This window comes from Streptococcus oralis subsp. tigurinus, from assembly GCF_002093545.1.
GTDB classification, from domain to species: domain Bacteria; phylum Bacillota; class Bacilli; order Lactobacillales; family Streptococcaceae; genus Streptococcus; species Streptococcus oralis_C.
Genome location: NZ_LNVF01000007.1, coordinates 56,107 through 77,008 on the forward strand (window position 1 = coordinate 56,107; position 20,902 = coordinate 77,008).

Here is a 20,902-nt window from a genome sequence, read left to right on the forward strand (position 1 = left end):
TCTAAATTTCTATCTCACATTCAATCACTTGGCAAAAATTAATCTTCTCGTCTGGTACAAATTGGCGCATGAGCATTCGATGAGCGACAACTAGCACTGTCTGGTAGTCTCGGTACTTTATCATAGTTTCCAAAAAACGCACCTTCATCTCTTCAGCTGTCTCATACTGAATAGGACTATTAGGAAGCAACTCCCCCTTGTTTTCTAAAAACAGAGTACGTGCTTTTTCAAAATTCTCTATACCACTTTCGTAAACCTGCCATTCATGCAATAAAGGCTCTACTCTTAAAGGAAGGCCCGTAGCACAAGTAAGATAAGAAGCCGTTTCTAATGCTCGCGTCACTGCAGAAGACACCAGTATATCAGCTGAGCCAAGCAAAGGATTTTGGCAAAGTTCCTGAGCTTGTCGCCTTCCTTTCTCAGACAAAGGAGCCAAATCTAATCCAAAGCCAGTGTAGGAACACTCCTCTAACTCACGGTAGTCTGGCTCCCCATGACGTACAAAGATTATCTTCATCTTAATACCCTGTCGATCCAAATCCACCTGTTCGAACACCATCCGCCTCATCTCCATCTGCAATTAAGAAAGGAGCAAAGACAGCCTGGACAACACGTTCCCCAACTTCAAGAACCGCTTCCTGGTCAGTAATATTCTTCATCTGCGCAAAAATATGTCCCTCATTCCTAGGATTTCCATAATAATCCCCATCAATGACCCCCACAGAGTTGATCAAGACCAAGCCCTTCTTGCGAGGGTTTGATGAACGGTCATAGAGATAGAGCACTTCTGTCGGCTGCATGTAGGCCTTAACACCTGTCGGAACCAAGACAATCTCTCCTGGCGCAATAACAGTGCGTTCCGCAACCTTTAAATCATAGCCAGCCGCATGAGCTGTCTCTCGTTTCGGCAATAAATTTTCATCTGTAAAACTCGAAACCAATTCAAAACCACGAATTTTCATATTTTTCTCTTTTCTATAATCATTTATTCTAGGCTATTTTATCTTATTTATTCGAAAAAAGCACGAAAAAAGAGCACACAACAGTTATAGGCGATACGATAATTTACACTGTTTCACAATACGTTGAAATTTAGAGCTTTAAAGCGAGGGCAAAGTTGATTTTTTGCATCATTTTACAGAGGTTTACGACATTTTTGCCCCTTTTTTGCCCCTTTTTGCAAACAAAAAAACCGCAAGCCTTAGCCTGCGGTCTAGTGTAATCTATTTTGAAATTCTTTCTGTTTTTTTATTTTTCTTCTTTTGGTTTGTCAATTATAGTGATAAGCCCGTCTGGTTCGGTTTTGAAAGCTGGATCTGTGTGAAGTTCACCGTTGGCTTTCAAATAGTACCAGCCATCACCAGATTTTATGAATTGCTTAGATAGCATATAGCCATCTTTTTCTTCCATGAAATACCAGGTTTCACGGTATTTCACCCAACCAGTGGCCATGCGCCCGTCTGATTTGAAGAAGTACCAGCGATGGTTGAGGAACATCCAGCCTGTGACCATTGCCCCACGCTTATCAAGATAGAACCAGTCTTTACCATCGTTGAACCAACGGTTGATTAGGCAGTATCCACGTTCATCAAAGTAGAACCACTCATTATTGATTTTCTTCCAGCGTTTTATCGGATAAGAGCCATCTGACTCTTCCCACCACCAGCCGGTTTCATTACGTTTCCAGCCAGCTTCAGATAGACCACCTTCAATATCTTTCTTGAATTGCTCATGGCTAATGCCCCATTTTGCCAAGTAAGGGTATGGATCCACATGGTCAGAGTAGTTTCGAGGTTGATTGTATGTACAATACTGATGTGTCTTGATGCCTGCAAGGCTATCAGAGTCAAGAGTTTTAGGGATGCCTGCTTCATCAGCAAGGTTGCGCAGTAGTTCAACATAGAGCTTGTAATCGCGCATAAACTCTTCTTTTGTGCTATGACTTTCAATCAATTCTACTTGTCCATAGCCTTCAACGTTCCAGCCACCTCCTACATCGTAGGCTCCCATATCTGTGTACCAGGTCTGCATCACACGGCCGTTGCCGACAACGTGCGAGAAAAAGCCTGAATCAACAGGACGACGCATGTGGTAGTCTGCTTCATTTTGGGCAGTTGAATTTGGATTACCCGTTGAATGGGCGTGAATCTGACGATAGGGTTGTTCTCCAACTTGCGGTAAGTCAGTTCTTAGTCTACTTGTATCAATATCCATTATTATTCCCCTTTCCACGCATCATTCATCTGTTTGACTGCTGACTCAACGAATGTATCCAAGTCCTTATCAGTCATGCTGATATTGTACTTATTGAGTTCAGCACGGATTTTCGTACGGGCTTGTTCCAGCTTTTCCTCGCCCTTGAAGCCTGTCTCTTGAGCTACTTGCTCCACAGCGTTGACCGCGTTCTTAGCAAGGATTTCGACAATCTTGATGGTCTTTTCACCGCCTTTTTTAATCAAAAAATCCTTAATCGATTTGACCGCGATACCAGCCAAAACAGTCAAGATTCCAGTAGCTGAAGCGATAATGATTTCAGTAATTTGTTGCATGGTTATTCTCCTTTTTCGATTTCTTCCATGCGATCGTTCATGCGGACCATTTCTTTTTGAATATCTCCGACCGCGTGAGTGATTGTGGTTAATTCTGTAGTAGTTTTTTCCAGGTGAGTCATCAAACGCTCTTCTCGTCTGTTAGAGTCGGCCTTTGATTGCTCGTGCAAATCCATAATCTTCTTCTCTCGCTTGTCCGAAGTCTTGATAAGATATCGAATGATAATAAAGAAAAGTAAGATAAACAAAATCGCCCAAGCTACCTGACTTTGAGCGATTTTTTCAGCTTCTTCAATTGGCATATAACCTCCTTTTACTCAATACGTGGCATGACCACGGTCAGCACACCTTGCTGAAGCATCTCAGCAAGAGCCTGTTCTTTCCAAGTGTAGCCCTCTGTGGCTTGCATTTGGAACTTGAAAATAGTCTTGGTTCCTTTTGGCCATTTCGGATTGGTGTCAAACGGATATGGCATAGCGACGATATCGCCGTTTCCATACCGTGTACTTTTAACAAGCGGTTTGATGAACTCAGCCACTTTGTTGTAAGCATAAGTAGGCATACCTCCGTTTTGAGAGATGGCTAAAGCGATGAGAACTTCAGTGATAGCTGATACTGCATCCAGATTTTCCTTGTTATCAGTTGCAGCCTGTTCTACCTTTGCCACATTCTCTTGGCTTTTCTGGATTTGCTCATTTACCTTGTTGAATTTTTCATTTTCAGCACGGTTTGGGAAATTCTCTTGATAAAGGGCCTCCAGAGCTAACTCAAAAAGCTCAGTATTGGACAAGCTGATTTTATCAGCCGGTAGCATGATAGGTACGATAGCACCATCTGAATTAACAAGTGTGACCTTTGTAGCGAATTCTTTGCCGCTTGCGTCAAATTCTTGGGACTTTGTCCCGTACTCTAATTTCATAGTTCCTCCTTAAATTTTGAAAGATACATTATCAAAGTTGAGCCAAGTGGCGTCAACGTTACCCTTGACGACTACGTTACCTCCTGGATAAATCCCGACAACGGCAGGGCCATAGTCATTGTTTAAAGCGGTTTTGAATAGCGTTGTGGATGGTCTGAAATTTTCAGGCAAAGTAAAGATAATTGACTCACGGGTAGTCTTTCCGCCTCTACAAGTCCCTTTTAAATAAACAATCCCGTCGAACGTTTTTGAAAACTGCACTTTTTCATACTCAGGATGATGGCGCCACCCATTTTGTAGGTTGGCATTTTGCCAAGGTGTGCTCTGAATGTCATCTTTGGTAGCAATCTCTTTCCATTGCGTTGGAGCCCATTTATTGGCATTGTTGTAGGTCCTAAAGAAAAACCTATTTGATGTTACCCCAGTGAAAAATTGAACGCCTTTCCAACTATCAAGCCAATAGTTTTGAAATAGTCCCCAATCATTACCAGTAGGGTTATCTGCGTATTTTCCATTTCTCCAACCAAATTCTGTCGCCTGCTTATTCCAAACATCATCCCATTGAGCGCTACCTCTACTTAAGCCACCATAAGCATTAGTCAGCTGATACTGCTGAATTGGCTTGTTATTCGAGTAGATATCGCCTAGAACATCTAATGAGCCTGGTTTCCCAAATTCTGCAACCTTACCAATGCCTATACGTCCGTTCTTATCATAGGACATTACTACGCTTTCAGTTGCAACAGTAGCTGAAAATTCAACGCTTGTAAACTTGTCCTCAAGCTTACCAATAATCACAAAGGATTTATTCGATGGATAATTCCCCGCCATGTTAGCAGCTGAGTTAGTCAATGTATGAACACTTGTAAAATTACCAGATGCACTACCATTATCATCCGTGAAATTCTCATTACCTATCTGAGCAACTTTGAAAGTTAAGGACATTACATTCCTTTGCTTTCCTGACTGCATTATAGGAGCTATTCGGGCATTTCTTAACACTTGCAATGTATTTGGATTGCCTCTAGTTCTAAGCGCGGAAAAACTAAAGGAAGGGGCATAATACTCGATCACGTTGATAGTAATATCTTTAGTATCTGATTGTTTGCCCCGACTATCGACAACATAAGCTCGAATGGTTGCCAAACCGCTAAAGTTCATGATACCAAAACTACCACCGTTTTTAGTTACGACCATTTTTCTATTAACAATTTCAGCTCGATATCCAGTTATGGTAGAACCATATGCGCCAGACGCATTGTTGAAGTTTACTTGGATATCTGAAATGATTTGTAAAAAATCATTTCCACCCAAAAGCCGTCTTGCGACCGTATTCATGTCAGTTAATGAAAGACCTGTGAAGGTAGGTTTTACACTGTCTGGGATTTTAAAGTGCCAGCCATTAGAGTACACATCGCTTCCAATTTGAGTAGACCCATTATATGTTCGAATACAGATGTCCATTAGTCCGGAACTAGATTTAGGTAAGTGTCGAGCAAGATCTAAAGACGGGGTAAAGGATACACTTGTCCCATGGTTCTTCCCTAGGTCAATCCATTCGCTTCCAAAAATTCTATACCAGACTTGATGAGTAAATGAGTTAACTTTTCGATTGAATATAACGGTATGAAGTGAGCCTAAATTTCGATTTCCTTCTAAGCTAGAAATTTGCGTAGACCTAGGAATTTTGTCGAATGTATAATTCGTCGAAATTGTAATGTTGCCATGAATTCCGTTGTTAGCGTCAAAAGATGCCCAGACAGACATAGTCTTTGTTCCGTCACTGTTGTGAGGAATAGTAGCTTCACCAGACGCGAGAGTCGTTTCTTGTCCCTCTGTCTCGAAACTTAAATTGCTCTTATATACACTTGAACCATTTAACCATACAGACAAAACACTTCCATTTTCTGCGTTCCAAGTTCGGTAACCTCCATCTCGGTCTACGGTAGCTCTCCAACTAACCTTAGAGGAGTTGTTAGCAATGTCCTGACTAACTTGTTCAATATAAATATTCAAGTGCAATGGACCACTAGAATTGATAAATTTAGTCATTTTCCTCTTTTTAACCTCCTACATATCGAACAACATTCACATCTTTGTCAAGATAATACTGTTCTGTTCTAAAGCGTCCAATTTGAATTGACGCGGTAAAAATACCGTTGTCAATATGAATCACCCCTTGGCTAATATACATTACTTCCTTACCTGCAGAAAACATGGAAATCCTATCATGACTGACTTTGATTGATGAACTAGCATCGTTCTTTCCAATGATGAGCCCCTCATTTGAAGCGCTCATATAGGTATCGATGAACTTTTTCATCTCCTTCAAGCCACCAAATTCTATTGATAAAAACTCAATTCTTCTGCCCGCTTCGATTAAATCAGATTCAGATTTTTTTTGGCTTTCTGCATTTGATTTTACAAAAGCATTATAGGCTTTTTCTAAATCACTGAACTGATCCATTGTCGCTTTAGCTTTTAATTCTACATCATGAAGTTGAGCTTTTTCAGCTAGAGCATTTAATTGCTCTTGAGTCAGTGATTGGTCAGCCTTGGAGTTGATGTCATTCTGGATATCTTCAGTAGCTTCTGAAAAGTCTGTAGAGACTGTTCCTACCTCTACTTTTGGAAAGGCAATCCAAACAGTAGCAGCGGTAAATATGTGTAAAATCAGCTCATTAGTTGCATTTGAGTTTTCTTTTTTCGTTAACTCAATGTCATAAAATTTCCAATCGGTGGTCAACGAGACACCTTCCACGGCGTTCCGATATCCTGCCCTAGCTTGAAAATTCGTATTATTGACAGTAGATTTTGCCCAAAAACTAAACCTAACAGCTTTATTTTTCATCTCGTCAACGGTGCCCAAACGTGTATCCCCACCGGTTCTAAACGTAACTTTTTGATTAGTCGCCTTACCGTTATAAGTAGATACAATTTTTAAAGTATTAGCTCCTCTGAATTTGATATTAGTATCTATGCTCAAAGTGAGCTGTCCTTGCGTTTGCTCCTGACTATCATCTAAAAAGTAAGTTGAGTATCGTTCTCTTAGACTACGTTTGAATAGTGAATTAAGAAAGAGATTTCTTCCACCAATCTCTACATTCTCAAAGAGAGCGGTCCACTTATACTGTGCAGGATTCTGACTGTCTGCCTCAGTGAAATCAGTGTAAGTACCTAAATAGCGCTTATTTGTGCTATCTGTTGTACTAAAACCATCACGACCGTCAGCAGAATTAGCCCAAGCTCTATGCAAGTATGGAGTGCGTCCGTCAGCTCCAGTTTTTCCTGGGATACCTTGGTCGCCTTTCGGGCCTTGCAAACCTTGGACACCAGGTACCCCCTGTTGCCCACGTTCCCCTTGAGGTCCAGGAGTCAGTTCAATTTTTTTTAGATCTTCTTTCGTCGCTACATCTTGAGCATTGATAGTGAGCTTATCAATGTTCATCACAACTTTGCCGTCACGTACGGAAACAATCTCTTGCAAACCATTCATGATTCGCAAACGTGCTAAATCCAGATCTCCAGCAGTTATATTTTTGGCATTTAACGTAATGTAATTACCAATTGCTGCAGAAACTTTTTTTGCTAGTAATTCATCAGTGGTTATTGTATTGACAATTTCTCCGACATTAGCGCTGTCTGCCTTTTTAACCCATGAACCTTCTATACGTTCCCACATTTCAACATAGCCACCATTAGGTTTAAACCATATATCTCCATTTTTGGGGTTAGTAGGGCTTGATGTATCAAGATACATACTACCTTGTTTAGTGATAAGTTCGTCTAAATACTCTATTTGACGTTGTATGGCTCCTTTATATTTATAAGTACCTTGTGCAACTCCAGCAGCATTTCCACTACTATGGGCAGATAAACCACCATCAAACGAAAGTTTGTAGGACAGCATTGGAATGTTGAAATAGATATTTTCATCCCAGTGTACTGTAACCCAGTCACCAGCTTCCATAGCCATATCACCACGCCAGGACAATGTATATGGATAAAAGTTAAAATCACGGTATTCATTGAAGACACGATCCAGAATTTCTTGTGTAACCCATGGATTTTTTAACTTCATGATATTACCTGTGGACAATCCTGATTTATACACAACCTTATCAGCAGACTTACACTCAATACCTTTCAACCTGTAAGGTATCTCGTCACGTTCTAACCCACCTGGCTTATACATATCTTTTGTGATATGTCTTGATGTTGCCTTTAACTTGATAAAATCAAGCTTCCCATTACGATTAAATCTGACGAAGCTTCCTGATAATTGCGCTAAATAAACTAACGCCTCACGATAACTTGTTTTTTCTAGTTTCTTCGCAACTTGATCATTTACTAATTGGATATTAGTATCTGTCGTGATACCTGTCAATCTCACGATTTCTGATAAAATATCCCTTGTATAAGCTGGATAAGTAAGCTGACTATCATAAGCACCAGACAATCTAACAAACTCGTCCTGTAGCTTAATTTTGGTCTTTTTATCATTACGATCTAGCTTGACCTCGGTAACAAAAAACTTGCCAAGTGGGACGGTTTTACCCGCAATTGCTACCGACATTGTTGCCGGCATCATTTCTTGCAGACCTTCAATAATCTCTTTAATTTCAATTTCTAGACTATTGATGTACCCACCACCAATTGTAAAATCATTACTATTACCGATGGAACTGTCGTAAGTAGCTGATGCAATTTTGGTTTTTGTGTATCTCTTACCATTTAAGTCAAAGTTAGCCTCAAACACGCGCAGATGGTTCTCTATTGCTTTGATATAATCTGATGTTACTTCTAGCATAATTCCTCCTACTGCTCGATAATAGATACAGATAAGCCGTTGTAATAAGTCACACCGTCACTCAGACGCCCCATTACTGTCTCTGTGATAGTTCCGCGATAACCAGTGATAGACTGTCCTAAAATATTTGCAGTAAAAAATCCAGCTACCAATTTAGACTTGATAAGATTTCTTTCTGCTTCTGTGATAATCCCCCATTTGATGGAGAATGTACGTTTTTCTGCAATGACGTCACCCGTCATCAATCCACTAGCACTACGACCCGTAGAAGATGACCAGATAATCTCATTATTGATGCTGATTTCAACTGGAGAAGCAAGAGCTACTCCACCTACTGATATTTCACTCATGCATACCTCCTAAATCATGAGGGGGGATTCCCCTGTTTTAATTGCAATTTCATTGATTTTATCTACAATCTTCTTGGTGATTTTATCACCATCAATTGTCAAATCAAGAGCACGAACCGCTTGTAACAACTGTGTCAGTAAGGCTAGAACTTCTGGTCCACCGCCATTATTTGACAATTCCGCTGCACGACGTGCCATTTCAAGCATTTTATTTTCCGGAGCAACAATCTCACCGTAATGCTTGTTGTCACCAATCATGGCAATTTGTGGTGTATTGGCCTTAACAAAGCCACCTTGAGCAAGTCGAGGTAGTCCAATGTAACTAAATCCACCGATATTTACACCAGGTAATTTATTAATCACGCTAATAGCGCCATTGAGTAAGCTGATACCACTATTGATTGTGCTTTCTACCGTGCCAAGTACCCCGTTAATAACGCTACGTACAGCACCGCCAATGGCGCTTCCAACCATGGTTCCAACATGAGTAAACGTTGAGCGTATTTGCCCCCAAAGTCCGCTAAAGAACCCGATAATGCCCGAAAATGCATTCTTGACATTGTTATATGCTTCGCGGAATTTTGAAGAAAACCACCCTGGTATGCTAGCAAGAGCAGATTGAATATTACTCCACTTCCCTGCAAACCAACTTGCAATAGGATTGAAGATACCTGTTAAACCTGCCCACGCGCTGCGGAATTTGTCTTTGAACCAATCAGGAATAGAAGCAAGATTGCTTTTTAACTCATTGTAGCGTTGAGAAAACCAGGAACCAATACCGGTAAAGATAGCAACAATGGCATCCCAAGCTTGTTTAAACTTATCCTTGAACCATTGAACAACAGGTGCAAAAATGGTCTTAACAGATTCCCACCAACGGGTGAACTCTGCAATCATCGAATCGATGTCAATTCCAAGCGCGGCCAAGAGAGATTTGATAATACCGGAAAATAGATTTTTAATTCCGTTCCAAGCTAAATCCCAATCACCTGTAAAAACACCCGTTACAAAATCAATCAAACCAGATAGAGCTTGAGCAAGACCACTGATAATATCAGAGAGTGCCGCAATAGCATTGATCAACGTTGTACCGACAACTTCTACTAATCCACTAAGAATCTCCATGAATTTTTCGACATCTACATTCGAAACAAAGTCTTCCCAAGCAGCTTTGAAAAAATCAAAAAAACTACCTAAAAGCATAGAGAGACTATCGATAGCTGGTTTTACATGAGCGTCATAAACTTCCGAAAACTTTTCGCCTAATTTTGATAGAACTGGATTGAGGTAAGTATTCCACCCATCCAAAAAGCTTTTCATCAACTGACCAAAACCACTTGTCAAAGAGTCAATAAATGGTTTTGCTTTGTCATCGTACACACGTTTCAACGCATCACCAACATCATCTACCAGTGATTCTAAACTTTCAAAAACAGGAGCGATGCCATCTAATAATCCTGTCCAGGCTTTTACTAACTGTGGAACATTCGGAACTATTGCTTTTTCAATTCCTTTAGCAAAATCTCCTGCTATCTTACTGCCTAATTCGATTACTGTGCTACCAGCACTTAAAAACGCAGATACAATCGCACTGCCAATTCTAACAGCGCCAGAAGATGTGATGACATCGTAAAAACCATTTGAGAAAGCTTGAACGATATTACCAGCAACCTCAGCTACATTTCCTATGTTGGTAAATAGAGACACGAGAGCACTCTTAATACGCTCTTTTTGGCGCTGTAATCCGTTTGCTATACTTTCGGCTATAAAGACTCCTATCCCGAGAGCGACAGTCCCTATCGAGCCAGTAAATTGCCCTAGAGCATAAGCTATCTTATCAAGCATAGTTTGAAAAGAAGCAACAACTTTTGGATCTGTAAAAATCTCTTGTAGTAATTCACCGATTCTTTTTAAAGCACTCTGAAGGCGTTCAACACCATCGAATCTAAATGAAGCATTGAAACCATTCTGGAACAATTTGACGAGTTCAAGCAATCGTTTAAATAATCCATCAAACAGACCGTCTAATTGATTCCCACCTTCAGCAATTTTCCCCATATCGACTTCAGCGCCTTTAGGTGTTCCACCACCTCCGCCGCCTGAACCACCAGGACTGCCTCCAGAATCTCCACCACCATCTCCGCTATCGGATGAGTCAGATAGTTTATTGATTTGGTCAAATCCCATGAGAGATTTCATTTCTTGAGCAGCTTTCTTAGCTGCTTTACCAGCTCCATCCGCAGCCTTTCCGGCTCCTTTGGCGGCTTTTCCTAAGTTGCCAGCTCCTCCTGCTGCACCATCAGAAGCCTCTCCTAAATTACCAACTGCATCAGCTGTCTCTTGGATACCGGAGCCTTTCATAGACTTCTTGCCAGTAAATAGCTCCGTCAATGCTTTAAAAGCATTACCTACTGTCAGCAATTTGCTGAGCAAAAAGTTAATAACTTTGATAACAGGGGTAAAAATGTTAATCAAGCCAACTCCGACGCTTGCCATAAAGCTTTCGAACTGTAGCTTCATAATCCTAACTTGGTTAGCCCAACTATCCGATGTCCTAGCGAAGTCGCCACTAGCCAATGAAAGCTTGTCTGTTACAAATGCGAACCGCAAAGCAACTTTTTCAGCCTCAGACATTTCTTGTGTCGTCTTTCCAAAGCCGTTAGCCATTGCATAGGCATCAAGTGCTGATTGAGTCATGACCACACCTAAATCTTTAAGTGTCTCTGTTTCACCAGTAAAGACTGATTTCAGCTTTGTGTAGGCTTCATCTTGACTAATATTATAAAAAGATGCCACATCGCCCGCTAAACTAGTTAAGGCTGTTGACATCTCGTAAGCTTTCTGTTCGTTAAAACCAAAAGCTTTAGTCATCGCACCGAATGTACCGGTGTATCGTTTTGCCATGGTCTCTGATAACCCAGAGGTATACATAGCTTGTTTTGCAAAGTCATCAACTTGCTTGCTCATGCGTGGGAAAGCAACGTCAACAACGTTTTGTACTTCGTTGAGATCTGAACCGAGCTTGATAGCTTGAGCTCCGAAATCAACAAGTTTCTTGATTGCAAATGCTCCTGCAAGCATCTTGGCAGCTTTCGTCGCCATTCCTTGCAAGCCACTCATCTGCCCTTTAAATTGTTTGTCGTTGACGACAAGGTCAAGACCAATCTGGCCAACTGTTTGTGCCAATAGCTATCACCTCCTACTTAGCCATCTCAACAAAGGCTTGTTTTAATTCTTCAAGAACTTGAGTCAAATCTTGTTCTGTTTTCTCTTTGGCAAGTTTCAATCTCCATTCGTTGCGAATACGGTGCTGTCCTTCTGAAAATACCTCTAGCATTTTAGGGTCATCTTCGCTTCGAATTTGGACAATTCGACCAAGCGGTGTTTCTCCGGACAAACCAGCTAAGAGAGCCTTGAACTCTTTCCACTTCATATTCTTAAATTCATTAGAGTATACAGATAAGCCATACTGTGTCCTGAGAGAACTGACGATTAAATCGAAATCCTCAAATAGGTCATAGTATGGCTCACTGTTCTCCCGCTTCTTCTTCTCCCATGACCAATGTCATTGCTGCTTCAATAACTGTAGTTAAATCAGCAAAATTCAAACGCATTTCATCAAGTGTTTTGCGACTATTTTCAGGGAAGATTAGCTCAAACATTTCCATCATTTTTTTTGCAGATGGAGTTCCTTCTTCATCACCGATAGTCTGCATCAGAGTCAGTACAGTTGTTGCATCTGTATTGACTTCAATTTCAGCATCTTTAATTTTCAATTTTGGATTTTCTTCAAAATTGAGTTTTTCTGTGATATCAATTACTTTTGACATTATTCGGTTTCCTTTTCTTCAGATAAAATGTTGATCAGTACTTGACCAGTTCGATTTTCTTTGCTTGCCATAGCTTCGATTCGCTCTTTGGATTTACCGCTTAAATCAACGGTATCTCCAGCCTTGTATTCGATACCTGTATCGATATCAATAAAAGCCATGGTTGCAATTGCGTTGGTTTCTTCAGCTTCAACCATATTTCCTCCTTAAAATAAAAAGAGGGTCGAAACCCTCTAATTTAACCTGCTGGCACCACTTCCGGTTTACCATTTGACATAACATCAAATGACAATGGTGCAACGCCAGTTGAATCCCCCGAGATAAAGTCCTTAAGATTGATAACCGCGTCTTTAAATTTGATTTTGGTTCCGTCTGGGAAAGTCCATTGGAAGTCCGCTTCAGAATCGCGACCATTTTTAAACGCAAGACCTGCAATGTAGTCGTTGCCTGCATCACCTACGTTTCGTTTACCAGAAACAGAAATTGTAACTGACTTCGCAGTCATCAAACGACGTGTCCAACCTTTTTGGTCAAATGGTTTCCATTCTTCAACACCATTGTCAAATGATACTGAGAATGATTCCATGTCTGCAATATCAACAAGTGATTCAACTCCTGCAGTTCCTTTATTTACTTGGAACTGGTTTTCATATACGGGGAATACCCCAGTTTTCTGAGCCATTAGTTGCCCTCTCTTTCTCTTTCGTAATATAAATCAAGCTCGATAACACGCTCATACACGTTATTATCATCTGTTCCTACGTCCACAGACTCGTTCTGTAATAAGGCAATCATCTTAATAGGTGTTCCACCGATAACAACCGATTCAGCCTCAAATAGACGATTGTAGAGGTACTGAGCACGCTTCTCAGTCTCATTCGCATTCTTGTTCCAGTGAATTAAGATGCTGATTGATTTGACATCATAGCTTGCCAGTGTTCTGCCTCCGATTGCTACCCGAGGACCATCGATTGTCTTTCGTTGGTAAATGCCTATACTATTTTCTTGCTTATTATCGATCTTGCCAATGTAGTAGTTGTTAGCTGCATTAAATGTTTTAATCCAGTCACGGACTTCAGCTAATGTAATCATGCTTAAACCCCCGTGATTTGTTTGTAAAGTTGCCCGTAGGCTTGTTTTATTTTGTGTGACTTCTTGCCACCATCAGCCCAATCCTCAAACCACTTTCCTTTTGCATGAGGATTTTCTTTCGTCTGGAATTGATATTCAGGATGAAAGTACAATCGTCTTGCGTAAGGAGTGGAATGTACCAGGCTTACTACACCTTTGGATGAACGTGAGTAATCTGGAGCCATTGCTTCGCCTTGCAACACACCTTTATCAAATGGTACGACTTGTGCCTGCACAACTTCTGTATGCAGGTATTCAGCAGTCTGTTCCAGTGCTATGATTTGAGCCCTTTCCAGTTTGCGGATAGTGCCAAAATCTAGCTTTACTGTAGAATTCACAAACATAGCATCACTCCAATCCGATGTAGGTATAGTTAACAGTCCCATCTGGATTTCTAGCTTTCCGGCTGTCCACAATCCTCCTGACAATACCAAATACAATTGCAGTCCCACCGCTCAATGTAGGCAAATACGGTGCAATATCACCAACGAAATAAGCTGACCCAGTAATTTGGACCAGCTTCTTCTGTTCAGTTAGGACTGTTTTGACACTGTCCTGATAATTGCACTTTAGATTAGCTCTGAACGCCTCTAAAGGTTCGCCGTCTTCAGAAACTCCTTCTTGGTTGACTGTGACTGTGATTTGCGTCTGGCAAAATTGAGGTAAGACAAGTTGTGGAAATTTCATCAAATAACCCTCCTTGTCAATCCTGTTTGCTTCAAAAGTTCATAGGTTTTGCGATAAATAACAATACCTTGTTCTGTAGCAATATTCCAATTTGATCCAAATTGCATTGACACACCATTAATGCTGTAGTTTGAAACTGTAGTAGCTATCAAATCAGCATTAACCTCCTCAAAGTCAACAATCTGACAACAAGCCTTTCGGATAACTTCCTGCTGAAATGGTGTCAGATTGTCGAATCCAATGCCACGGATTCGGTTGAACGTAAGTATATCAATCTTGTCAGAAGCTGATTTAAGTTTGCTAGCCAGTTTTTCTGAATCAGCAGAAATCACACCAACAAACGTCTTTTTGTAATAATCTGGACTAGCATACATGACTGTTACTCCTTAGCTCCTTTGAGCTTCTTGATTTCATCCTTAGCATTTTTCAAGTCAGCCAAAACTTTTTCGTACTCCTCTTTTGAAACCTTGTCGACAGATTCACCATATTTTAATTCACCATCTTCGTAGACTTCAAAGCCACGACCAACAAAATCATTGATCGCTGACTCATCGATATCATAGACTCGAGCGCCTTTAATTGCTTTTAATGCCATATACTACACCATCCTTTCTTACGCTGTCGCGTTGATAAAGATACCAGCTGCTTTATTCTTGATCAAGAATGCATCCATGTAGAAGCGAGATTGGAGCAAATAGTTGTCAGCTGTACGCGAGTCATGCCCTGGTGTAAATACTTTGATGTAAGAGTATTTTTCACGAGCAACTTCACAAGATGGGTGGATCAAGATGAAGTTCATTTGTTTTGCTTCATCTGTTGCGACACAACCATTTGTAAAGTTGTATTGTGATTTCATGCGAGCTGATTGCACTTGTTTGATTTTAACATCATCAAGGCTATAGATAGAGCGTTTGACGTCGCCATTTGAACCATTCACTCCCAGCACACGTTGGATGTCTTTAGCCTGTTTGAAGAGTTTGTTGACAGCTGGAGTGACGTACAAAATGCGGCCTTCAGACGGAACACCTGCTTCGTCCATTTTTTCCATGGCGTCATCAAATTTTTGCAAGATATTTTCTGCAGTCAATGTTGTAGTGTCGATAGTGGCACCATTAGCAGCATACTTTCCAGCTTCTGTGTAGAGTTTTGAGAACACGTAGCAATCTTTTTCAGGAATACCTTGTTCAGTTTCCAGAGTGTTCTGGACATTGGCAATAGAGACGACAAGGTTTGTTTCATCAACATCCATAGGATCGATTGCAACTTCGATGTCACGGTCATGTTCTAGTTTTTTTGGTTCCCATTCGTTTGAGATTGTTCCAGAATTAAAACCGATAGTTTGACGATTGTGGTCTTTGTAACCAGATACTGTGATGTTTGGCAGCTTGATTGTTTGAGCGTTGATAAATTTCACATGCGGATTTGAGTTAAACAAATCTACAGACGCAAGCTCTTTTGCATATTTTTGATGCAAAGCTTGTTCGAATTGTTCTGCGTAGTTATAAACTGTCATAATTTAATTCTCCTTTTTCTTAAAGACCAAATGCTGCAGCAATGGCATCAGTTTGGTTAGTTTGTTGTGTTTTACCGGTAGATCCGATTTGTTGAAACCCAGTTGATTCTTCTTTATTTGGCTTCAGTGCAGGAACGTCTTCCAAAACTTTTGCGACAATAGCTTTGAAATCTTCTGGTTTCGATTCAAGTGTGAGAGTTGATGTATCAGCCAATTTCATCACATAAGGTAGTACACCAACAGGCAATCCTTCCTCGATTGCTGCTAATTGTAGATTTCGCTCTAAATTAGCTTGCAATGCACTTGCTTGTGCCTGCGTTAACTGTTGCTGTAGTGATGCGACATCTGGTGTTGCATCAGCTTTCTGCGACTTAAAAGCAGTAATAGCTTGAGCCATTTCTTCGCCGCTCAATCCTTGCTGCTTAAAGTAATTTTTTAGCACGGTGTCTTCAGCAACTTTTTGCTTGCCTTCGACAATGCTAGCGATTTTGTCATAGTCAATCTCAGGAGTGCTAGCTGGTTGAGTTTGGCTTGACGTGTCTTGTCCACCTGCAGAGCCGGTTCCTGTATCTGCATTATGGAAAAATAGTTTGCGTTTGAACATAGCGTTCTCCTTTCAGTTTTAAGGGTGTCTCCCTATTTCAGTTATTGTCACTGGTGTCTCCACGTAGTTTTCAGTCTTCGGACAAAAAGAAAACCGTACGGGATTCCATACGGTTAGAGTATAAGAAAAACTGCGTCGAATTCGAGGCGGTTTATAGCAATTTACAGTAATTTATAGCAGTCTATTCCTGCCAGTCAAGATGTTGGATCACCTCCTAATCTTTAATGGCACGATTTGAAACCTTGGCGTAAACATCCACATAAGTCTCTTTCTTGTCGCCGTTATGCGTGATTTCTGCATAATTTCCACAAGGTTCGCTTGATGTAATTGCGTTCGTACTAACAAGAACTTTCCAGTTTTGCAGGGTCTTGCTAAACCAAACTACAAAGCAGTCTTCTGCTTTAATTTCACGACCTGATAAGCGCGAAAATTCTTGTGATGCCAATTGTTTTGCTTTTTCTAACATTTTTATTCCTCCGTTTTTTCGTATGTTTCTGCAAAAATATCAGGCTTGCATGGATAAAACTCACCTTGAACTCCTTTAATAATATAATCACCTTCGGTTGCAATCATCAATCCTTCAAGTGTTTCTATCTTTAAAACTGGATTATTCAAATCAGCATAATCTACACGAACTGGATCCAATCCTAACTCTGACAATTTCAAAATTGATTCTTCCGTATCTACGAACTGAACCGCCTCAATGACTACTGGTTTCTTTCTGTATTTCATTTTTTCAATCCTTTCTGAGTACAAAAAAAGCACCTTATCGGCGCTCTGTGATATTAACAATCGTAAAATACATACTTCTCACGTTGCAGTCTACGTCTTTTCTCATCTGAATCATAGCCGTACTCATCTGCAAAATAATCGTATTGATCTTTGATACATTTGTCTAGTTTCGCTTCAAAGATATCGCTCTCTTCTTGTGGTCCATAGATAGCCGCTACAGGAAAAATCGGGGCTACTAAACGATATCCAAAGATGTCGCTGAATGTATCTGCTTTTTCTGCTACACGTAGATAGCTTTCGATAATCCGCATGACTACCTCTCCTTTAGTTTATTTATAACATAATTATAACTCTCAGGAAAAGTTTTTTCAAGTATTTCTCTGCGTTCATCATCAAATTGTGCCTCAAACACATGCGCAAAAAACTCGCTCTCGATATTTCCTTTTTTCTCCCAGTAAACGAGCGAGTGCGAATACTTACCTTGTATTCTACCTTCACTCAACGCTCCCAATATATCAGATGCCGAAGAGGCTTTATCGTTGATATGGATTGCATCGAAAATAGTATCATCAGATAAATTGATAAAGTCTTTACGTAGAAGTTGCAGTATTTTTTTATCCTTTGTGAATTCCCAACCCAGCTTCTCATCTATTTGGTGACCAAATTCATGGAAATAACCAGTACCAGGTCCGCGAGGGTCGTCTACATCCTTATACATGTTCAGGAAGAGTTTTCCAGATTCATATCTTACAACTCCTGTTTCTGCAATAGTTGCAATCGCCGACTGATCGGCTAATCTTGCAAACAATTCTTGTCCAAGCTCTGTACCTCCCTTGAATTTTTTTCGAGTCGCATCGATATACATGTGTCGTGTCTCTGCAGCAATCTTCTTCGAAGCTACGCCACTAGTATCTCTAGGCAATCTCTGACGATTGATGAATTTCTTGTAATCACTATCACTTTCGAGTGAAAGCTCTTGGTATAATTTGTATCCTTTTTCTGCTTCAAAGTATTTCAGATTTTCTTCTGCATTAGACTTAAGTTTAGACCATTCTTCCGCCCTTGATGTGTACTTCTGAACATTGTCTTCATCGAGACTGAACTGCGATAATCTGCTAAAGCGTTTCTCCTGTCGCTTAGCATGCTGAACTTTGTTGTCCAGTAACTGTCTTTCCTTGATGTCGTCCAATTCCTGATTTGTAAATATTTTCTCTGGCTCGCTACTGATCCCAGGGAAATAAGTTGTATGCTTATCTTTGCAGTTAGGGTGATACAAACCAGCTGCCATTGCAGAACTTAACAATGGATATGGACCATCATCCGCACTGCCTCCTGACCAGACATCATCAATCAATACTTTACCTTCAAAAGGCATACACAGAGGACATGCATTCGATCGCTTGTTTAAGATAACAGTATGAATCCCCCACTCCTGGCGCTTGACTCCCTCACCCATTAGGTAGGCTCTTTTGGTTGCTGTTCGAATGGCCATATCGGCGTACGATACGATATTGACCATGGCCCCGTTACTGTACTGGATGCATGTGATACCCCGACTTAGAAAATCCTTGGTGGCCATATCCACTGACTGCTCATAAGTCTTAGCTCCTGTGTTAGCTGCTACCTGAGCATCAAATATTGTGCGCCTGTACTGGTCGTCTGTATACCGCAATACAGCATGCTCTGCCGTCTTCATATCATGCTCGACCGAGTTAAGTAACGCATTCAACTTTCGTTCGTTGATAGCAAAAAATGAAGCCCCTAGATTATCTTTTCCACTGTTAAATTCAAAACCGTTCTTGATAGCTTCCAGGATAGACATTTCCTCATCATCCATGCCTTGCCTATAGGCTTCTTGTATAGCTGTGGAAATCTTGCTATTGATATTGGCAAACTCTTTGCTATATTTTTTGGCATTATCTCGCTTAAATCGTTCAAGCTCTTTCAATTGAGCGACCTGCCATTGTTCCCATTCAAAACCTTCAGCAGTTTCCTCTGCCTTATGCCTTCCTAGATTTCTAATCATGGAATCAAGCAGATCGTTTTCAATTCGCTCAAATGCTTTAGATACATCATAAGCCATTGCAGTACACCTTAAAACCTTGCGCTTTAAAACTTCTCAATTGTCGTTTCAAAGCTGTTTTACTAGGCATTTTGAGGTTGAGCATATCCAACTTGTTGTTCTTCTCAACAGCATAGATACCGAACTCTACATTATCGCTCGCTATCTGTAGAAGTCCCTGCGCTTCCTTCTGACTCATGTGATAGATCCTCTGTCCTATCGTCACCGTCTTCAGCATCTTCAGCCTCCTTCTCTATCTCAAAATCGTTAGCAACTTCATTCAATGATGGCACGTTGACTTCTGTCACACCTTGCTCCACTTTGATTCTTGCCACTTCCTGGTCTTTCCATTCCTGGTCTTTTGAGTCACCGTATAATTCCTCAACGCTCGCTTCAATCGACATGATACCACCTGTCTTAGCCTTAGAAACTGTCTCAACCTGTGATTCAAAACTAGGGTTAGCATACTCACCAAACGGCACGTCGACCTTGACTTTCTGTAGCGGGTTTTTCTTAAGCACACTATCAGCATTCAAAACCATACTAATTAACTTTGGCAGGTAATCTTGCAGAGCTGTCACAATAGCATTGCGAGTATAGAGAGTTGCCTTTTCTTTCTCACGTTGTGCCTCAGCATTATCTAGCTTCTTGACATCGATACCGAGTGTTGATGGGCTAATGATACCTTGTAAAGCTAAATCAAGCGCAGTCACGTATGTACTCAAATAACTTTCGTGCGGGATATTAGCTTGTTGCAATGTGATTGTGTTCTTTGCATCCTCGCCCATTGCTGTCTCAACCTTAATAAAGCGATGGTCAAAAGGATTGCCCTTACTAATTTCGCCTGTGTAGGGATCTCTGGGAAGTAAGTTCTCAGGAATATACTCTCGTGATCGTCCAGAACGAAGAGCATCCATCCACTGACTCCAAGACTCATCCAAGCTATCAAAGGCATCTGTCTTACGATCATAGATAGATTGACCACGGCCTTTTACTTTAGGTGACGTGTAAATCTTAAACGGCAAGCACAAGATAACAGATTTATCGAACTCCACATCGACAAGGTTAGCGGTGTACTCTGTCGCGCTCATATCTAGCTCAGTTTCGCCCCTGTAGAGCTTATAAGTTAATGAGCCATATCCGTAGATTTCCTCGAGCAAATAGCTCCGTCTGTGTTCTGTGAAGTGCGTGCGGAAAATAACTTCTTTCAATCTTCCACGGTTGTAGATGCTTTCAATTCTATCTCCACCAACCCATTCAACAATAGGCAATGCTGTAAGTTCCGGATCAAATGAAATACGAAAAGCACCATCACCCATCACAAGACTATCTTTAATCGCCTCCTGCAGTTGATCGTGGAAGTTGCTATCTTCAGCAATCTCTTCCCACAAATTTCCTTGCGTTTCCTCGGCAAAGTCTAAATCATTCATATCGTGCAGCGTGATATCTACCAACCTATCAACGATGAGACCAGGTATTCCTGTGTGAATCTTTCTAATTTCTTGCCCAGGAGTACTTGTCGCTCCCCAAAAGTTGATGTTGCTATGTGGTAATTGCTTGTAGAGCTGGTCCAGTTCGTATGAGTCACCGCGATACCAAATTTGGTTCTTTGCTGCATTATCTTCAAACGTCATTGCCTCTGTAATTGTGATGACATTTGGCTGTGCCTGTTCCAGTTTGAGAAAGCTTCTCATACTCCTTCTGATCATATCCAT

At 40.8% G+C, this 20,902-nt stretch carries 27 protein-coding genes; all 27 read right to left on the reverse strand.

Translation table 11 applies throughout. From position 1 onward, the window contains the following. Position 1: 1 nt before the first annotated feature. The 27 genes from ATE34_RS07980 to ATE34_RS08110 all read right to left on the reverse strand — a co-directional run bounded on the left by ATE34_RS07980 (position 2) and on the right by ATE34_RS08110 (position 20,881). Positions 2-559 (reverse strand): histidine phosphatase family protein, encoded by a 558-nt coding sequence (locus ATE34_RS07980; protein ID WP_180382689.1) that lies wholly within the window; start codon positions 557-559, stop codon positions 2-4. Next, positions 519-962, reverse strand: coding sequence for a dUTP diphosphatase (locus tag ATE34_RS07985; RefSeq protein ID WP_061599056.1), 444 nt, complete (start codon positions 960-962; stop codon positions 519-521). Before ATE34_RS07985 ends, ATE34_RS07980 begins: the two co-directional genes overlap by 41 nt. Before the next feature lie 286 nt (positions 963-1,248). Next, entirely contained in the window at positions 1,249-2,214 is a 966-nt protein-coding gene (locus ATE34_RS07990; protein ID WP_084911543.1) for an N-acetylmuramoyl-L-alanine amidase family protein, read from the reverse strand. 2 nt (positions 2,215-2,216) lie between these two features. Beyond that, positions 2,217-2,549 carry a phage holin gene (locus tag ATE34_RS07995; protein WP_007518800.1) on the reverse strand — a complete coding sequence of 111 codons (333 nt, stop codon included), beginning with the start codon at positions 2,547-2,549 and terminating at the stop codon, positions 2,217-2,219. Positions 2,550-2,551: 2 nt separating this feature from the next. Further along, positions 2,552-2,851 carry a hypothetical protein gene (locus ATE34_RS08000; protein ID WP_001810279.1) on the reverse strand — a complete coding sequence of 100 codons (300 nt, stop codon included), beginning with the start codon at positions 2,849-2,851 and terminating at the stop codon, positions 2,552-2,554. Between the two features lie 11 nt (positions 2,852-2,862). Next, entirely contained in the window at positions 2,863-3,468 is a 606-nt protein-coding gene (locus ATE34_RS08005; RefSeq protein WP_007518796.1) for a DUF1366 domain-containing protein, read from the reverse strand. Positions 3,469-3,477: 9 nt separating this feature from the next. Continuing rightward, complete coding sequence (locus ATE34_RS08010) at positions 3,478-5,520, reverse strand: DUF859 family phage minor structural protein (RefSeq protein WP_084911545.1); 2,043 nt, start codon at positions 5,518-5,520, stop codon at positions 3,478-3,480. A 10-nt stretch (positions 5,521-5,530) separates the two neighbouring features. After that, a complete protein-coding gene (locus tag ATE34_RS11105) occupies positions 5,531-8,278 on the reverse strand; it encodes a collagen-like triple helix repeat-containing protein (RefSeq protein WP_180382690.1) in 2,748 nt (915 codons plus the stop codon). Between the two features lie 8 nt (positions 8,279-8,286). Further along, complete coding sequence (locus tag ATE34_RS08020; protein ID WP_049479251.1) at positions 8,287-8,628, reverse strand: hypothetical protein; 342 nt, start codon at positions 8,626-8,628, stop codon at positions 8,287-8,289. Positions 8,629-8,637: 9 nt separating this feature from the next. Beyond that, complete coding sequence (locus ATE34_RS08025) at positions 8,638-11,814, reverse strand: phage tail family protein (RefSeq protein ID WP_084911547.1); 3,177 nt, start codon at positions 11,812-11,814, stop codon at positions 8,638-8,640. 13 nt (positions 11,815-11,827) lie between these two features. Continuing rightward, entirely contained in the window at positions 11,828-12,121 is a 294-nt protein-coding gene (locus ATE34_RS08030) for a Gp15 family bacteriophage protein (protein WP_239682736.1), read from the reverse strand. Positions 12,122-12,155: 34 nt separating this feature from the next. Further along, on the reverse strand, positions 12,156-12,458 hold the full coding sequence (locus ATE34_RS08035) for a hypothetical protein (RefSeq protein ID WP_084911549.1): 303 nt from the start codon (positions 12,456-12,458) through the stop codon (positions 12,156-12,158). Then, complete coding sequence (locus ATE34_RS08040; RefSeq protein WP_084911551.1) at positions 12,458-12,655, reverse strand: hypothetical protein; 198 nt, start codon at positions 12,653-12,655, stop codon at positions 12,458-12,460. Before ATE34_RS08040 ends, ATE34_RS08035 begins: the two co-directional genes overlap by 1 nt. 41 nt (positions 12,656-12,696) lie before the next feature. Continuing rightward, positions 12,697-13,140: a phage tail tube protein gene (locus ATE34_RS08045; RefSeq protein ID WP_007518781.1), complete on the reverse strand. Its 444-nt coding sequence runs from the start codon at positions 13,138-13,140 to the stop codon at positions 12,697-12,699. Beyond that, positions 13,140-13,550: a phage tail terminator protein gene (locus ATE34_RS08050; protein WP_084911553.1), complete on the reverse strand. Its 411-nt coding sequence runs from the start codon at positions 13,548-13,550 to the stop codon at positions 13,140-13,142. Before ATE34_RS08050 ends, ATE34_RS08045 begins: the two co-directional genes overlap by 1 nt. A 2-nt stretch (positions 13,551-13,552) precedes the next feature. Further along, positions 13,553-13,933 (reverse strand): hypothetical protein, encoded by a 381-nt coding sequence (locus ATE34_RS08055; protein WP_084911555.1) that lies wholly within the window; start codon positions 13,931-13,933, stop codon positions 13,553-13,555. A 4-nt stretch (positions 13,934-13,937) separates the two neighbouring features. Then, positions 13,938-14,276: a hypothetical protein gene (locus ATE34_RS08060; protein WP_084911557.1), complete on the reverse strand. Its 339-nt coding sequence runs from the start codon at positions 14,274-14,276 to the stop codon at positions 13,938-13,940. Continuing rightward, complete coding sequence (locus ATE34_RS08065; RefSeq protein WP_084911559.1) at positions 14,276-14,650, reverse strand: head-tail connector protein; 375 nt, start codon at positions 14,648-14,650, stop codon at positions 14,276-14,278. The genes ATE34_RS08060 and ATE34_RS08065 overlap by 1 nt, the downstream gene beginning before the upstream one ends. 5 nt (positions 14,651-14,655) lie before the next feature. After that, on the reverse strand, positions 14,656-14,871 hold the full coding sequence (locus tag ATE34_RS08070) for a hypothetical protein (protein WP_007518771.1): 216 nt from the start codon (positions 14,869-14,871) through the stop codon (positions 14,656-14,658). Between the two features lie 18 nt (positions 14,872-14,889). Further along, a complete protein-coding gene (locus ATE34_RS08075; RefSeq protein ID WP_084911561.1) occupies positions 14,890-15,789 on the reverse strand; it encodes a capsid protein in 900 nt (299 codons plus the stop codon). Positions 15,790-15,808: 19 nt separating this feature from the next. Beyond that, positions 15,809-16,393 carry a hypothetical protein gene (locus ATE34_RS08080; RefSeq protein WP_084911563.1) on the reverse strand — a complete coding sequence of 195 codons (585 nt, stop codon included), beginning with the start codon at positions 16,391-16,393 and terminating at the stop codon, positions 15,809-15,811. Between the two features lie 214 nt (positions 16,394-16,607). Further along, complete coding sequence (locus tag ATE34_RS08085) at positions 16,608-16,859, reverse strand: DUF6275 family protein (protein WP_084911565.1); 252 nt, start codon at positions 16,857-16,859, stop codon at positions 16,608-16,610. Between the two features lie 2 nt (positions 16,860-16,861). Beyond that, positions 16,862-17,125 (reverse strand): hypothetical protein, encoded by a 264-nt coding sequence (locus tag ATE34_RS08090; protein WP_084911568.1) that lies wholly within the window; start codon positions 17,123-17,125, stop codon positions 16,862-16,864. A 53-nt stretch (positions 17,126-17,178) separates the two neighbouring features. Further along, positions 17,179-17,436: a peptidase gene (locus tag ATE34_RS08095; RefSeq protein WP_084911570.1), complete on the reverse strand. Its 258-nt coding sequence runs from the start codon at positions 17,434-17,436 to the stop codon at positions 17,179-17,181. A 2-nt stretch (positions 17,437-17,438) separates the two neighbouring features. Beyond that, complete coding sequence (locus ATE34_RS08100) at positions 17,439-19,208, reverse strand: phage minor capsid protein (RefSeq protein ID WP_084911572.1); 1,770 nt, start codon at positions 19,206-19,208, stop codon at positions 17,439-17,441. Then, positions 19,198-19,386 carry a hypothetical protein gene (locus ATE34_RS08105; RefSeq protein WP_007518758.1) on the reverse strand — a complete coding sequence of 63 codons (189 nt, stop codon included), beginning with the start codon at positions 19,384-19,386 and terminating at the stop codon, positions 19,198-19,200. The genes ATE34_RS08100 and ATE34_RS08105 overlap by 11 nt, the downstream gene beginning before the upstream one ends. Continuing rightward, a complete protein-coding gene (locus ATE34_RS08110) occupies positions 19,340-20,881 on the reverse strand; it encodes a capsid protein (RefSeq protein ID WP_241500542.1) in 1,542 nt (513 codons plus the stop codon). Before ATE34_RS08110 ends, ATE34_RS08105 begins: the two co-directional genes overlap by 47 nt. Positions 20,882-20,902: the final 21 nt, after the last annotated feature.